Source organism: Spirosoma jeollabukense, from assembly GCF_054777855.1.
Genome location: NZ_BAAHAD010000016.1, coordinates 98481 through 114515, shown reverse-complemented (window position 1 = coordinate 114515; position 16035 = coordinate 98481). Strand labels below are relative to the sequence as shown.

11 protein-coding genes are annotated in these 16035 nt (G+C 48.2%); 4 read left to right on the top strand and 7 right to left on the bottom strand.

Translation table 11 applies throughout. From position 1 onward, the window contains the following. Window positions 1-507: 507 nt before the first annotated feature. Window positions 508-861 (bottom strand): T9SS type A sorting domain-containing protein, encoded by a 354-nt coding sequence (locus ACYVEA_RS32220; RefSeq protein ID WP_461117488.1) that lies wholly within the window; start codon window positions 859-861, stop codon window positions 508-510. Between the two features lie 153 nt (window positions 862-1014). After that, window positions 1015-3306, bottom strand: a complete 2292-nt coding sequence (locus ACYVEA_RS32215) for a tetratricopeptide repeat protein (RefSeq protein WP_461117487.1) — start codon at window positions 3304-3306, stop codon at window positions 1015-1017. Window positions 3307-4014: 708 nt separating this feature from the next. On the opposite strand from ACYVEA_RS32215, the gene ACYVEA_RS32210 reads away from it, so the two are divergent. Next, window positions 4015-4881: a hypothetical protein gene (locus ACYVEA_RS32210; RefSeq protein ID WP_461117486.1), complete on the top strand. Its 867-nt coding sequence runs from the start codon at window positions 4015-4017 to the stop codon at window positions 4879-4881. Window positions 4882-4904: 23 nt separating this feature from the next. Here ACYVEA_RS32210 and ACYVEA_RS32205 read toward each other — a convergent pair whose 3' ends face one another. After that, window positions 4905-5075, bottom strand: coding sequence for a hypothetical protein (locus tag ACYVEA_RS32205; RefSeq protein WP_461117485.1), 171 nt, complete (start codon window positions 5073-5075; stop codon window positions 4905-4907). 312 nt (window positions 5076-5387) lie between these two features. Between ACYVEA_RS32205 and ACYVEA_RS32200 the strand changes: the two genes are divergently transcribed. After that, window positions 5388-5789 carry a hypothetical protein gene (locus ACYVEA_RS32200; protein WP_461117484.1) on the top strand — a complete coding sequence of 134 codons (402 nt, stop codon included), beginning with the start codon at window positions 5388-5390 and terminating at the stop codon, window positions 5787-5789. A 177-nt stretch (window positions 5790-5966) separates the two neighbouring features. Here ACYVEA_RS32200 and ACYVEA_RS32195 read toward each other — a convergent pair whose 3' ends face one another. Beyond that, window positions 5967-6974 carry a chemotaxis protein CheB gene (locus ACYVEA_RS32195; RefSeq protein ID WP_461117483.1) on the bottom strand — a complete coding sequence of 336 codons (1008 nt, stop codon included), beginning with the start codon at window positions 6972-6974 and terminating at the stop codon, window positions 5967-5969. 165 nt (window positions 6975-7139) lie between these two features. On the opposite strand from ACYVEA_RS32195, the gene ACYVEA_RS32190 reads away from it, so the two are divergent. Together ACYVEA_RS32190 and ACYVEA_RS32185 are read left to right on the top strand one after the other, a co-directional pair. Beyond that, window positions 7140-12098 carry a chemotaxis protein CheB gene (locus ACYVEA_RS32190; RefSeq protein ID WP_461117482.1) on the top strand — a complete coding sequence of 1653 codons (4959 nt, stop codon included), beginning with the start codon at window positions 7140-7142 and terminating at the stop codon, window positions 12096-12098. Between the two features lie 104 nt (window positions 12099-12202). Then, a complete protein-coding gene (locus ACYVEA_RS32185; RefSeq protein ID WP_461117481.1) occupies window positions 12203-12655 on the top strand; it encodes a response regulator in 453 nt (150 codons plus the stop codon). Window positions 12656-12697: 42 nt separating this feature from the next. Here the strand turns inward: ACYVEA_RS32185 and ACYVEA_RS32180 are convergent, their stop codons facing one another. The 3 genes from ACYVEA_RS32180 to ACYVEA_RS32170 form a co-directional block, all read right to left on the bottom strand. Beyond that, window positions 12698-13165 (bottom strand): response regulator, encoded by a 468-nt coding sequence (locus ACYVEA_RS32180; protein ID WP_461117480.1) that lies wholly within the window; start codon window positions 13163-13165, stop codon window positions 12698-12700. 129 nt (window positions 13166-13294) lie between these two features. Beyond that, window positions 13295-14164 (bottom strand): N-acetylmuramoyl-L-alanine amidase-like domain-containing protein, encoded by an 870-nt coding sequence (locus ACYVEA_RS32175; protein WP_461117479.1) that lies wholly within the window; start codon window positions 14162-14164, stop codon window positions 13295-13297. 63 nt (window positions 14165-14227) lie between these two features. Beyond that, window positions 14228-15985, bottom strand: coding sequence for an alpha-amylase family glycosyl hydrolase (locus tag ACYVEA_RS32170; protein WP_461117478.1), 1758 nt, complete (start codon window positions 15983-15985; stop codon window positions 14228-14230). Window positions 15986-16035: the final 50 nt, after the last annotated feature.

The window sequence follows — 16035 nt, the reverse complement described above, 5'->3', positions numbered from 1 at the left end:
GAAATTGAACAGATAACTATTTTTGGAAAAGCACTCACTTGGCTACTATATACTTCTATGAATCTGTTTAGGGTTTATCTTCTACAGGTTCACTATCTCGTTTTGTCAGTCTGCTTTACCCCTAAATCCCCTAAAGGGGACTTTACTTAGGCACGTACCAAGTCCCCTTAAGGGGATTTAGGGGTAAAGCAGACTAGAAAGAATAATCCTAAACAGGTTCTATGTTTACTTACCGCTCTTAAACGTCATGCCCTGATCCTGAAGGGGCAATCACGTAACGGCTTGGCCGGTCATCAAATTTAATGAGCGAATCACTCGCCCCTTTCCATTCATCGGTTTCCGATCCTGACGCGAGTTCCCTTAATTGCCGCCTGCCTTCATGTACAGCTTGCCTTCTCTGGGTGTGATCGCGGACTATCGGCCCCCCAGGTCTCCTTAGTTAGATCAGTTTGAGAAGAAAACCTGTGCGGATGCGTTGAAGCAGAGAATCGTTCATACGTGGCAAGCTTACTGAACGATAAAGCTCGTATTTGGGTCGGCCTGTACAACAAACGTCCTGGTGAGTGTTTCGTTACCCGTTGTGAGTGTCAGTCGATACGTTCCCGTGCCTAAGTTAGAGAAGTCGAATTGCTGACTCAGTCCTTTTTGAAGGGCTACCTGTTGGGTGTAGACGGCCTGACCGTTGGTATTCCAGATGGCAAGCTGAGCTTTGGCTTGACGGGGTTGAACGTAGAGCCTGATTTTATGCTCGGGTGTCATCACCAGGTGGGGTTGTGCGGCCGCTGTTTGAGGAGTTGATGGATTGGCGAACGATGCGGTGCCAGCGGCTAGTCCCAGTATCAACATAAGTACTTTTTTCATGGCTTTTGTTTGTAAGTGGTTAGTTGTTTCGTTTGATGAAACAAAGTTGCCATCAGATCAGTAAGCCAGAAACTAAAAGGCGACGAGCACCGGAATGAAGCAGATGAGTGTGAATTTTTGAGGGATAAGTGAATGACAGATAGCTGGGATAAACTAGGCAATGGGTAAGGTAATAACAAACTCAGCAAACTCACCAGGCTGGGTAGTAGCTGTCAGGGTACCACCCAGCCCTTTTGTGATAATGTCATAACTTAATGATAAGCCCAGCCCCGTGCCCTGTCCCGTTGGTTTAGTCGTAAAGAAAGGCTGGAAGATCTTGGAAAGTACCGTTTGCGGAATGCCCGTGCCATTGTCGCGAACCCGAATCTCGATTTGCTTGCCTCGTTGCGCTGTGCTCAACGTAACCCTGGGTTGGTAGTCTGCCACACCAGCCTGTTGTTTTTGCCGGACCGCATAAAAGGCGTTGTTAAACAGATTCAGGAGTACCCGCCCTAACTCCTGAGGAATCACTTCATATTTACTCAGGGAAAGGTCAAAATCCGTGACAAGGTCACAGCTAAAGTCCGGGCTCTTGGCTTTCAACCCATGGAAGGCTAACCGAAAATACTCATCCGTAACGGCATTCAGGTCAACCAGTTGTTTCTCGCCTGTGCTGGTGCGGGAGTGTTCCAGCATGCTTTTGACAATACTGGCAGCCCGGCCCCCGTGGTGATTGATCTTGGCTAGATTACCCGATAAATCTCCCAGAATTTCTTCTTCCAGCTCTTCATCCCGTTCCTCTTTCTTTTTGCGTTCTTCCTTTATTTCATTGAGCAGGTCTGTCGATATCGCGGAGAAGTTATTGACGAAATTGAGTGGATTCTGAATCTCATGCGCGATGCCGGCCGTCAGTTCGCCCAGAGAGGCCATCTTCTCCGATTGGATGAGCTGGGTTTGCGTGGTCTGGAGTTTGGTCAGCGTATGCTGTAGCTCTTCTTTTTGCTGTTGAAGTTCTTCTTTTTGCCGCAGCAATTCTTCTTTCTGCAACTGGAGTACTTCTTTCTGCTCCTCAAGTAAGGCATTCGCTTTTTGCTTCGTGCGATACGCATAGAAGCTGACCGCGGCCAGCACCAGCATCAGGCCCATACCAGCCAGCAAAGCCAGTTGACGGGCCTGGGCTAACGCATTCTGCTTGAGCTGTTCGGCCTGAGCAGCCTGCTGTTGCTGATCGAATTTATAGGTCATCGTCAGTTCGGTCGCTTTTTGCACATTCTCCTTACCCCGCACTGAATCGGAAATAGCGGCTGACGTTTTGAACGTAGCTAGTGCCCGGCGATAGTTGCCTACCTGCTCGTAACAAGCCGACAAGTCCCGGTAGGAATCGCCAGTCTGGGCATTATAGAGATCGGCATCTTTCAGGACGGCAAAACTTTTCTCATAGAAGGGAATGGCTTCGGCGCATCGAGCCTGCTGCTTGAGAATGCTTCCCATAGCCGCATAGGCCTGATGAATATTGAGAGGCAGGTGAGATGCATCGGCAATAGTCATGGCTTGTTTGACCAGTGGTTCCGCCTGATCAAACTTTTTCTGTAGGGCGAGATTGGTGGCGGCCTGCGACAAAGCGGTGGCCTGAATGCCCGTATCGCCTATCTCTTTCGCCAGCGTAGCGGCTTTTATCGCCATTTCATACGCTTTTTGGGTGTCGTGCATCTTCGTATAAATACCCACCAGATTCGAATACCCGTATAGCTCGACATTGGTAAGGCTTTCCTGCTTAGCTAACCGAATACCTTTCTGGTAAGCCTGTTCAGCTCCTTTCATATCACCCATTTCGGTATAAATATTGGCGATGTTAACCAAGGCGTAGGCCTGCTGCTTGATGTTACGTACTGATTCTGCGATGGACAGGGATTTCTGCTGGTACTGGAGGGCCTGAGGACGGTTTGACTGCATGTCATAGGAAATCCCCAGATTCGAATAAACGATGATCAGTTGAGCTTTGTCGTTAAGTCGTTCGGCAATGGCTTTGCTTTTCTCCTGAAAAATGATCGAGCTGTCGTATTTGCTCTGTATGGCGTAGGTGGTACCAAAAGCGCCATATACTTTACTAAGTTGAGCCGAGTCCTTTGTCGAGAGACATATAGCTTCGGCTAGCTTTAGGGTCGCTTTAGCCGCAGCAAAGTCCCCTTTAACACTGTAGGTATAGGCCAGACGGATTCTGGTTCTGGCTTCTCCTTTTTTATACTGAATACGTTTGGCCTCTTCAATTGTTTTGAGGCCCAGGCTCATGGCTGAGTCAATATTTATTTGATTGAACAGGACAATTTTTTCGTTATTTATATTAATACGGCCCGTATCGGTAGTAGTCTGCCTGAGAAGCCGATTTAAACTGTCGAGTTTCGGGGTCTGGGCATGAGCCAGGCCAACACTCAGTAGAATAAAAATAAATGTGGACAGGAATTTCATGGTTGATTAAAGAGGAAAGATGTACCATACGGCACGTGTCAAGTAGAAAACGTCAATAGGCTATCCAGCGTATTGCTACCCGTATGGCCAATTGGTAAACCCGCTAAAACATCCACCAAATTTACTTAATTGAATGGGTTAAATATAACAATTCATATAGGAATGAGCTTGTCAGGCATAAAGGAAGCCAGTCAGATACATGCTCAAAAGCATGTATCTATCGATGAAGAGAAGCTTAAAAGGTTGGCTGGCGAAAGGCAGGCTACGCTACTGAAGAAAGTGTAGAAATGGACTTTATCAGGACATCGAATTGGTTTAGCTGTTGTCTTCTACTAATACATATTTGGCTTGTGTACTATTTTTTAAATTCACTAGTCTGTGTAATTGAACTACAAAGAGAAAAATTTGGGTCAATACGATAAGTTTGTTAATCAAATGTTTCTATATGCAGATTATAGCTGGTATATATACAATAATATGCGAAAATTAGCCCCTGGTTCTTCGTGAATTAGCAAAGCCCAGTTACTAATTGCATGAGTTATTTAAGCACTGGTAGCCTCAATTGAATAACAGATTCTGTTTCTAGTTCGACAGGTAATCTGCTCATGACGAGTCAACGATCATTGCTACGTTGGTAGAGGATAACGATCAATTGATCTTTACTGGCTCCAATGAAGAAACAACTACTCAACCAAACTTGCTACATCAATGAGGTACTATTTAATACTCCTTCCTCTGCTACTAACCATTCAGGTTTCAGCCCAATTAACCATTGGTAATGAAGGCATAACTATTATGGCGGGCAATTCCATAACTGTTGATGGACTTACTCTAACGCCATCGGCTAACCTGGTTGTGTCCAATAATAGTATTCAGGTGAGCAGTACGCCCCTGGCGGGAAGTCCTAACGGCAGCATTAATCGAGCGTATCAATTTGGGGCGTCCATTACCTTTTCTGGAACAGCCAGCATCAACTACCTGACTACTGAACTCAACGGGCATGATGAAACATCCCTACAACTAGCTTACTCATCTGCTGCAAACGCTCCCTATGTCGTTACTTCGGGTAATACCAACAATGCCACCAGTCACGTTGTGTCTAACTCATTTACAAATAAGAATCTATTTGCCATAACCGCCGTTGGCCTTCCTGATCTTATCCCCCTCCTCAGCACCTTACCTTCGACCCAATATGGGACGACTAACTTCACGGTCGTGGTAGATGTGTTTGAGTTGAATGCAACTGCTACCAGCGAGTTGCCCACGGTCTATATTACCAAAGATCCGCTTGTCACCTTGAGTTTTAATGCAAGTTCAACCTTTGTTGGAGGCAAGGTAGTGCAAAATGGGAACTGGACGTTTGATGGGACATCGAACGATGACTTCTATCTGGTAAGAACAACGCAAGTTCTTGGCCCTAATGCAAAGCGGTCGTTTGGCTTAACGGGTGTGCTAAAGCCTGGGAATACAAAGGGCGCCTTAACCATCAGTACGACTATTGCTGGACTTAGCGGGGGAGAAGTGAAGCTTACAAACAATACCGATTCAGATAAGATCGACTACTTTAATAAATAAGTGGCAGGCAATCAGCTCGCCAACTAGTCACTACGTTCGGTAAGCTCTGCCCGTACATCTCCGTCGTGGCTAAGAATAGGAGCCGCCTTGTTTGTTTTGACCGGTGTATGGGGGCTGGTTGAATCTTCCGGGAAACGAAGTCTCGCCAGGTAGCATCGTAGTTCGATCGTTGTGGGTTGCCTATCGTTTGGCATTTCCTGACCAGCGCTTGAATTGCACTCAGGTAATACCGCTAGGGTACAGAAGAGTCCGGTTAATATCAGTAGAGTTTTTTTGAGCTTCATTTCTTTAAGGTGGCTGTATCGTGAATAATTTGTCTGCCAATTGATCAGGACAAAATTCCCGGTATACCACGACTTAAATGCCCAGTTTTGGGACAAAAAATATCAATTTAGAGACGCAAAGACCTGGCGCTACGTACTAAATCTGATGTAGTGTTCCTGATTGGCTGTCGGTAGATTTTTACCTTATTTTAATCTCTTTGCGGCTGAGTTAGTTATAAGAGTATGAACGGACTACTTATACTGCTAGCCTTGCTGTTGATGGGAGCGTCAGCCGAGGCACAAACCAAGCCCGCAACGCTGACACCACCCGCTGTCGTTTCTGTAATTGAGGGCGTATCCGGCAAACGCTTCCTGCCCGATACGGCTATTGCTACGTTGTCGGAGGAGGACGAAACGCTGCTGGCAAAAGAGCCGATTGCCAACTGGGGCCTTTTGCAGGAATCAGGCAATATGACCTATTCCAATCTTGTTGTTGGCACCCGGTCCTACCAATTGCTCATTACTAAATTGCCCAAGGATGAGTTCCCAACGGCTATGTTATTGCGTTTTGTTACGCCTAAATCGAAGCCGGAGCCCATTGCGCGGGGAATGCTCAAGCCTAAAGTGGAGCCAGCCTCTAAATAAGTGTTACGTCAGTTGAGTGGGCAAAAAAAGAAACGCTGGTTCGATAAACGTGGATTGCCTTCTTTGGGTAGTAAGAAGTCAGAATCGGTGAGATAAAGCAACAGGACGAAGCTTTATCTCAGATTCCCTTTACAGATAGAGTTGAAACCAGCTGACAATGAGTAACCTAAAGTCGGGCTACTTATCCCCAATTTCCTCCTGTTTATAAATAAAATCGTGCGCTTGTCGAGCCCGTTCTCTGGTTTCCAGAGCCTTCCGGAAAAATTGTTCGGCGGCAATACTGTTGCCACCCTCCGCAAATTGTTTTCCCGACTGTTCGAGCAGAATAACCGTTTCTTCCAGGCTACGGATGCCTTTCCAGAACGACTCTTCAACACTTTTACCCACTTCTGCTAACAATGAACTGGCCGTAAAGGCATGACCGGTATGACACCGGTAACGTATCAGTTTGCCTTCTTTGAGACTGATGAGGGCACCATGACATTCCGGACAGGTTAAGGGAGTCAGTTCGCCCAGTTCCAGAACGCCCATTTCAAATGCATTGTCCTGAGCCGCAATGTTAACCTCAACTTCCATCCGCTTATCTTCCTCCGGGGCGAGTTGTGGTTTGTCGGGTACCGTTTCCTGAATTAATTTTTGTAATAGTTCGGCCATTTCCGAGACGGAAACAATGTAATCCACATCTACGTATTCCAGTACGTTGTCGGGCATGCTTGGGTACATGGCCTCCTTGGGTTCCTGAATAATGCCAAGGCCACCTAACCGCTTCACCGACCACATGCCCGACGTACCATCATTGAGCATGCCGGTTAGAACGATGCCGATAACGCGGGGGCCGTAGGTATAGGCAGCCGAACGAAACAACGCATCGATGGATGGACGAAACCGATTTTCTTTTGGCCCTTTTTTGACAATTACCTGATCATATTCCACCAGCATGTGATGATCGGGTGGCGCTACGTATATACGTCCCGTATGAATAGGCTCGCCGTCTTTGGGATGAGCTGCGAGAATCGGTCCGGAATGGTTTAAAATGTCGGGTAGGAAACTTGGTGAGTGAGGTGATACATGAAGAACAATGAAAATAGACGCCTGAAAGTCTTTGGGTAAGGAAGCTACCAGTTCTTTAAGAGCGTAAACTCCGCCTGCCGACGCGCCAATAACAACAATGTCTCGGTTTGCCATAATTTCGTGCATTACAATTTCATTAATTATACAATTCTCATAATGAGGTAAATAAGATGCTTATGAGTACACCTATTTCTATTTACCAGTAAAATTTGTTAATTTTTCGGGCTTTTTAAGCAATCGTTAGCCATTTAACGCACTGGCTAACGATTGGTTTATCGAGTGAGAATACCTTACGGCAATAAAGTGGCTAAAAAAGAAAGTAATACGAATCGCACTGCCAAAGCTAAGAACAAACCTGTTCCAATTGTAGCCATCGGCGCTTCTGCGGGTGGATTGGAAGCGGTTACTGACTTATTGAAACATCTGTCGGCTACTACGGGGCTGGCCTATGTGTATATTCAACATCTTGACCCAACTCATGAAAGTGCGCTTTCTGAAATACTAGGTCGTGCAACGAAAATGCCGGTTGTTCAGGCGGAGCATCTTCAGCCGGTCAAACCCAATCAGGTCTATGTTATTCCGCCCGACAAAGACATGGAGGTTATTGATGGCGTATTGACGCTTCTCAAGCGCCAACGGGCAGACCGATCGACGATCCATATGCCGATCGACGTTTTTTTTGCCTCACTGGCCGAGCGTCAGCGGGATGGTGCCATAGGCATTCTGCTCTCAGGGACAAATTCCGACGGAACCATTGGCCTGAAAGCCATCAAAGCCGCCGGTGGCATCACATTTGCCCAGGATGAAACCGCCATCTTTCAAAACATGCCCAAAGCCGCTATCAGCGAGGGTGTGGTGGATATGGTGCTTTCGCCAGCCGAAATTGCGGAAGAACTGGATCGGCTAAGTAAACAATCAGATATTTTTCAGCAAACAACCGTAGCCGAGTCGCTGGAAGAATCGCAAATGGTAGCAGACGAAGACCTTCGCACCATTATTGCGTTTCTACGCCGAATGGTTGGGGTCGACTTTAGTCATTATAAAGTAACCACCATCCAGCGCCGGATAATCCGGCGGATGTTGCTCTACAAGCTGGGAACACTTGGCGAATATGCCAAATACCTCAAGCAAAATCCTAATGAGGCCCATGTTTTATATAGCGACTTACTGATAAACGTCACCAACTTTTTTCGGGATGCCGACACCATGGACTACCTGGAAAAAGTTCTGTTTCCGCAAATTGTTAAGAGTAAACCGGCCCGCGAACCCATCCGGATCTGGGTACCTGCCTGCTCAACCGGCGAAGAAGCTTATTCATTAGCTATCCTGCTGCTGGAAGTGCTGGGCGACCGGGCCTCCAGCACGGCTATTCATATTTTTGCGACAGATTTGAGCGAGTCTGCCATTGCCAAGGCGCGAACGGGTACCTACAGTCGCAGCCAGATGCTGGACGTATCGCCCAAACGGCTGCATCGCTTTTTTACCAAGACGGAAGAACACTACCGCATAAATAAGTCCGTTCGGGATTTGTGTGTCTTTGCACCACATAATGTGTTCAAAGACCCTCCTTTCTCCCGACTTGATTTAGTGAGTTGCCGTAATATGTTGATTTATACCGACAACGTATTACAGCGAAAAGCCATTGCTACGTTCCACTACGCGCTGAATCCCAAAGGGTTCCTGGTGTTGGGGAAATCAGAAACCGTGGGGTCGTCGAGTGCTTTATTTTCGCAGGTGGAAAAGAATTACAAAATCTATGCCCGCAAGAATGATGTTATCAGCCGAGTCAATTTTGATATAAACCCCCGTCCTGTCATGGATCGGCTACTGGAGTCAGATCCGCAGGCAGGCAGGATGGTAGACTATGAACCACCTAAGGCTACCATGAAGGCAAGCAATCCACCCGGGAATGATTTAGACAAAATAGTCGACAATCTGTTGTTAAGTCAGTTCACGCCCGCTTCGGTCGTGGTTAATCAGGATTTGGAAATTATCCTGTTTCGGGGCGCAACCAGTTTGTTTCTGGAGCCTACGCCGGGTAAGGCCAGCCTTAACCTCCTCAAAATGGCGCGCCCGTCGCTGGCTTTCGATCTGCGCAGTACGGTCCATAAAGCCCAAAAATCAGGGCAGTCGGTACGTAAAACGGGCCTCGAAATACAAATAAAAGACAAAACGCATTACATTACCATTGAAGCCATTCCGCTCAAAACCGAATTGGAGGAGCGGCTGTTTCTGATTCTTTTCGAGGAGATCATCCCCGCCGTTGTTGTCGAGACACCATCGGTGCAATCCCGCAATCAGCGAATCAAACAGCTGGAAGATGAACTCAAAAATCTGCGGGAGGATATGCGCTCGATTATTGAGGAGCAGGAAGCCAGCAACGAAGAACTGCAATCTGCCAATGAAGAAATTGTCAGTAGTAATGAAGAGTTGCAGAGTATAAACGAAGAACTGGAAACCAGCAAAGAAGAGATTGAGTCTACCAATGAAGAACTGCTGACCATTAACCAGGAGTTGCAGATACGGAACGACCAGCTGTCTGAAGCGTATGGGTACTCTGAAGCAATTTTTGGTACCATTCGGGAGGCAACGCTTGTGCTCGACCGGGATTTACGGGTGAAGAGCGCCAACCGGGCCTTTTATAAAACCTTCCGGTTGCGGGAGGAGGATACGGAAGGCTACCTGATCTACGAACTGGATAACCGCCAGTGGGATTTTGCCCAGTTGCGAAACCTGCTGGAAAATGTGATCAACCAGGATATTTCCATTCAGGGCTTTGAGGTGACGCATCAGTTTCAAAACATTGGCGAAAAAGTACTACGTCTCAATGCGCGTAAGGTTGTGTACCAGCAACGTCAGGAAGCCATTCTGCTGGCTATCGAGGACATTACGGATCACAAACAGGCACAACTCCTGCTGGAAGAACGACAGGCCTGGTTCCGCAATATCGCCGATAACGCGCCCATGCTCATCTGGGTGGCTGGCCCCGACAAGCAGTATACGTTCCTGAATCGGGCGTGGTTAGCCTATACCGATCATCCGATAGATCAGGAAGTCGGCCCGGGATGGGTACAGAACATTCACCCCAGCGATCGTACCAGTTATTTAGACGCGTTTAATGCCCATTTTGCCAAACGGGAATCCTTCACGACGGAATACCGGCTTCGACGACACGACGGTGAATACCGCTGGATAGTCGAGCACGCGAACCCCACATTCGGGCCCGACAACATCTTCAGTGGGTATATCGGCAGTTGCACGGACATTCATCTGCAGAAAACACTGAACCAGGAACTCGATCGGCGGGTCTATGAACGTACCAACGAACTGCAGCAGGCGAACAGCAAGCTAACCCAGGCTAACAACCTGATGAGCAGTATTTTTGACAATGCTCCCGTGGCCATTACGTTGTTTGAAGCTGTGCGCGAACCGGGCCGTCAATCCGTCGATACACCTATTCCGCCGGGTACGGCCAAAATCATTGATTTCAACATGGTTCAGGTCAACAGCCGATCGGCCTCGTTCATGAACCGTTCTGTCGATGATCTGAGACGGCACAGTTACCGCACCTTGTTTGCCGGTAGTACCGAAGCCCGTCATTTTGATGTATACGTTCAGGTTGTTGAAACGGGTGTGCCTGTCGTTCAGGAAATTGCCTATGAACGGAACGGCCAGTATGACTGGCACTGGGTGTCCATTACCCGGTTTGGCGATGGCTTTCTGTCGGTTTCGTTAGACATCACCGACCGGAAACGGGCCGAAGAACAGTTGCGGACACTGGTCAACAACACGCCCGATATAATTACCCGCTGGGATCGGGAGCTGAAATTGCTGTTCGCAAATTCGGCTTTTGAAGATAAAGCGGGTTCTCCTCTGGCAGACTTATTAGGTAAAACCAATCTGGAAATGGGTCAGCCAGCGGACGTTGCGGGGCCTTATATGGAAAAATTAAGGCAAACGTTTCAGACGGGAGCGGAACAGGTTCATTATAATTCATTCCAGACCCCCCATGGCGAAGCTCGCTATTTCTCCCAGATGGTGCCGGAGTTTGCGCCCGATGGGTCGGTGCAGAGCGTATTGGCCATTGGCCGGAACATCACGGATCTGGAACAGGCACAGAAACAGAACCAGCAGTATGCCGAAAATTTGCAGGCAGTCCTGAACAGTTCACCAGCCGCCATTGGCTTTTTCAAGGGAGTTCGCAACGAAAACGATGAGCTGATCGATTTTAAATTATTGGTTTGCAATCGGCGATTTGCTCAATTAATTGATCCATTGGGTGGACAATCAATGGATCAATTAATTGGACTTTCGGTTACTGACTTATCCGGTAAATTATGGCAGGAGGGTACTTTCGAGAATTTTCGTCGGGTGCGGGAAACGGAAGAAACATTCTACGAAGAACGATATGACGAGGAGCAGGACCGCTGGACGAGTATCGCATTGAACCGGTATGATGATGGTGTCGTATTAACGGGTCTGGATATTAGTCTCATAAAACAAGCCGAACAACAGCAGGAGTACTGGTTGAATGAGCTGGAAAAATCGAACGATAATATCCAGACGCTGGCACAAATTCGACAGCAGTTACGATTGAGGGGGGAATTTCTACGAAGCACATCGCACGATTTACGGGGTAACTTTGGCATTATCCAGGGGGCTGCTACGTTGCTGGATATGGCCAATAACGAGGAAGAACGTAGCCAGATGCTGGATATGCTTCAACGGAATCTAAAGCAGGCGACCCAAATGCTGTCGGAACTGCTGGATTTTTCCCGGCTGGAGGCAGGGCAGGAGCAACGATTGATTTCGACGCTCGATGTGGCTACATTACTAAATGGACTCGTCGATAGTGTACGCCCCCTGGCCGAAGAGCGTGGCCTGGGGCTGGAGGGCGAAGGCGACAGCTCACTGATCGTTGACGGGGATTCGGTTAAGATTCACCGCATTGCTCAAAACCTGCTGCTTAATGCTTTGAAGTATACACTAACCGGAGAAGTACGTGTGCACTGGGGCGCTGCGCCAACTGCCGATAAATGGCAGCTTACTATTACAGATACTGGGCCTGGGCTTGAGTGGATAGGGGAGCCAGAAGGGCATACGTCCTCTGGAGAAGGGATTGGCCTTATGATTGTCAGGCAGCTTTGTGACTTACTGGATGTCCAGATGGACGTAGTGAGTGAAGCGGGCGTTGGTACTCGTTTTCAATTAATTTTCCCTCGGCAGTACCCAGTTTAAGGGTACTGCCGGGATAGGGTAAACAAAATAGTTACGAATGAAAGCATCTATTTTTAGTTTTTTGCGCGTTCTCAAAAAAAACAACTAAAGAGTCAGTTATGCCAATGCCAGCCGAATCCATGCTTTACGTTGTTGACGATGAGGCTGACTACAGGTTTTTAGTCAATCAAGTTTTTAACCGATTCCTGCCCCAATATACCGTTCGTTTCTTCGCCAGCGGATTTGAATTATACGAACATATTCTGACAGAATCAGGCCCCTCTGGATCGGCTGGAAGGGCGAATAGACAAGCCCGGCCGGGCCTGATTCTGCTGGATTTACGCATGCCTGATTTTAGTGGTTTGCAAACGCTGACTTATTTAAAACAGCACTTGTACTGGCGACGTATTCCGGCCGTAATCATGAGCAATAGCCTGTCCATCGAAGAAAAAGCCGCCTGTTATGATGCTGGAGCGAATTCGTTTCTGCATAAACCTACTGATCTGAACCAGCTCACCGAAACGATGCAATCTGTATGTACGTATTGGCTGGAGTTCAACCGAAGTCCTAAAATGTAGCTCTGCGCTGGATTGAGACGTAGTAGTAAGTCCTTAAATCGATCATTCCGTGAACTTTGGTAAGGTAACGGCATCCCACCAGTAATGACGGAAGTAGGTAAAGCATTCCAGCCATTTATCGTAGCCGGAAGGCTTAACAATGTAGGAATTACTGCGGTAGAAATACGACTCCTTAATATCTTCTATGTCGGCAGACTGGCTCAGAATAATGACGGGTAATTCCCGGTACAGATGATGCGTTTTAATGGACTGTAGCAGGCTCCATCCGATTTCGCGTTGGGGTAAATACAAATCCAGCAGGATTAGTCTGGGTAGTTCCCTCATATCCTGCGTACAGGCGTCAAGATAGAGCATGGTCTGATGGGCGTCTGACATCCAAATTGCCTCTACCTCTGGAAATCGTTGTTGCAGGGCCCACCGGATAATGAACCATTGATCCGCATTATCCTCAACAATTAGTATGGTTGTATTACGGGTTTTAGTCGCGTTGGCTGTAGCTGTATTGTCCATCTACTGCATAGGATAAGTTATATCCGTAAATATAATTAACCGAAATCTTTATATAATTTTTGCTAGATTATTTTTACTGGATCTAAATAGATGGGAAAAATTGCACCCCAACTCATAGTAGAATAGAGGTTAGTTCCCGTTCACGCTGGCAGTGGTCAAGGGCGGAACAGGCCGCAGCCGGGCCACGCGAATACCCGACATGTGCTTGTTCCAAAGGACGTAGTCACTGAGCGGATAGGGCGTAATAACCACCTCGCCCTGATCGGAGGAGGCATGCAGGAGGTGAATCCGGCCATTGGCTTGCCGTACGGCCAGCCCAACGTGCTTCATATCCAGCCCTGGCCGGGCAGCCATCAGCATAATAATGTCACCTTCCTGAAGCTGGGCCTCCGCCAGCCGGATATTTTTGGATGGAATAAACGAAAACGACTGCTGGCTAAGTGACGCTTCGGTCTGGGCAATCTGTTTAAAGACCGCGGGATTGTTCAGGTGTGGGTATTTATAGGTAGCCGTAGTCATGTAGGAGACTGGCTTGGCAACGGTTAAACTCCCTGGTAGTTCATGGGTTACATCGCTCAGAAGCCCTTTGTGTTCATTATCGCGAAGCCAGTCTGAAAAATAATGCAGGCGACTTGCATAGCCATCAATCCGGCCGTCCCGGTAGCGTAATTTGGTCAGATACTTATGAAACGCCTGATCAAAAAGAGTGCTGTCCTGCCTGTTGGCCAGGTCGTTGGCCGCCAGCGAAAGTGCCAGTACGGTTTCTACATACGTAGTACAATCAAATTCACGCAGATTGATGACTAACCGCTCGGCAGGATTGGTATCGAGTGTATGGGCTACGTAAGGTTTCCCCAGAAATTGTTTGCCAACATTAATCGTTGTTTCGGCCAGTGTTTGGCCGCCTGCAACAGTCAATGAACGCAGATCCGTGATCGCCTGTGCATGAGCAGTCAACGACAGTGATAGCAGGAAAAGTCCCGTAAACAGTTTCGTCATAGATTGGTGGGTGCTTTCAGGTATGGCTGTTCGACGGAGCCATACCTGAAAAGTACCACAAATTTACGACTTAATTTCCAGCACCCTGACGCTCCGGGGCGGTAATAACAGCGGCACGCCCGCCGAACCGACGGTATCAATGGTATCGTTGGTCAGGAAAATATCGCTGAACTGCTGAATTTTGCTGGCATCCAGGCCCATCACCTCAAAGGCAGGCGTAGGAATTCGGATCGTCGTATCGTAGGTAATCTGGTTGGAAAAGTTACAGACGATGAGCAGTTTCTGGCGATCGCTAAAGCGTAAATAGCTATACAGTTTATGCGCGTCGTAGCCTTCACTTTGTCCGTTGTCATTAACGTACTGCAGGTCATAAAAGTAGCCATTCTGAATAGCGTCGGAGCCACTCACCAGATAGTTCAACTGTTGGTAGAACGCCCGCAGGTTACGTTGGTCGTCGGTCAGTTCATGCCCATCGTAGCGGCCCTGATTCAAATAGCCCTGCCAGTCGGGCAAGCCCCAGTAATCGAAAATGGTGGTGCGGCCGTCGTCACCGCTGAAGCCTTCGACGCCCTCCGCCCGCACCCCAACTTCCTGGCCGAAATAGAGCAGAATTGGCCCGGTGTGCATAGTCGAAATAAGGGTCATGGCCGGAATGGCTGCCCAGGGATCATTCGTGAAAAAACGGGAGGCAATCCGTTGCTCGTCGTGCGTTTCCAGAAATCGAAGCATATGCTGCGGGAAATCGCCGGACTCCTGCTGCCATACATGCGTGAGGTCGTAGCACGACCCGTGGTCTTCCATCAGCCGCCGAACCGAGTCATACATGCCTACTTTATCATAGAGATAATCAAATCCTCCCCCAAAAATGAAGGTTCGGTATAAACCCGGATCATAAATCTCGGCAATAAAAATCAGGTGCGGATACCGTTGCTTCACCTGGCGAATAGCCCACTGCCAGAACTCAACGGGTACCAGATGGGCCATGTCGCACCGGAACCCATCAACGCCTTTGTCGGACCAGAACAGCAGAATGTCGAGCATCTGCTGCCAGGTTGCGGGGATCGGATCGAAGTGGTGAGTCCCATCGAAAATATTGATACCATAGTTGATTTTAATCGTTTCGTACCAGTCGTTAATGTCGGGCGTAGCTGTAATAGAGCCGCTACCCGTCACTTTGGCGGGGAACTCATGTAGCCTGCCCGATACTACGTTAGGGCCCGCCTTGTCAAACTCCGCCAACAAGGTACTGCCGGGTGCTTCCGGCGCTACAAACGTTTGTCCCGGCAGATAATAAAAATTGTTATTCGGCGAAAAAGCTACCGATGTATCGTCATTCTGGCCCAAATCAACAATGTAGTCTGGTTTAGCATCCGAGTGGTACTGGCGGGCAACGTGGTTCGGAACAAAATCAATAATAACCTTTAGTCCATACGCGTGCGTGCGCTGTACCAGGGCTTCGAACTCGGCCATGCGGTCGGGCACGCTAACGGCCAGATCGGGGTCAACGTCGTAATAATCTTTCACGGCGTAAGGCGATCCGGCTTTCCCTTTCACTACGTTCGGATCGTCGGGCCGAATGCCATAGTCCGAATAATCGGTCTGGGTAGCGTGTTCAATGATACCCGTAAACCAAATGTGCGATGCGCCAAACTGCCTGATCGACAGTAGGGCCGCATCATTAATGTCATTGAATTTGCCGACACCATTTTCGTCACGAGATCCATTGGGTAGATTCGTGATGGTCTGGTTACCAAACAAGCGGGTGAAGATCTGATAAATGATCAGTTTGTCCAGCACCGGGACAACAGACGGGGTATACATACGTACGAACGAATTCGGGTTACGGAAGTTCTCGGGAAGCCTGACGCAAA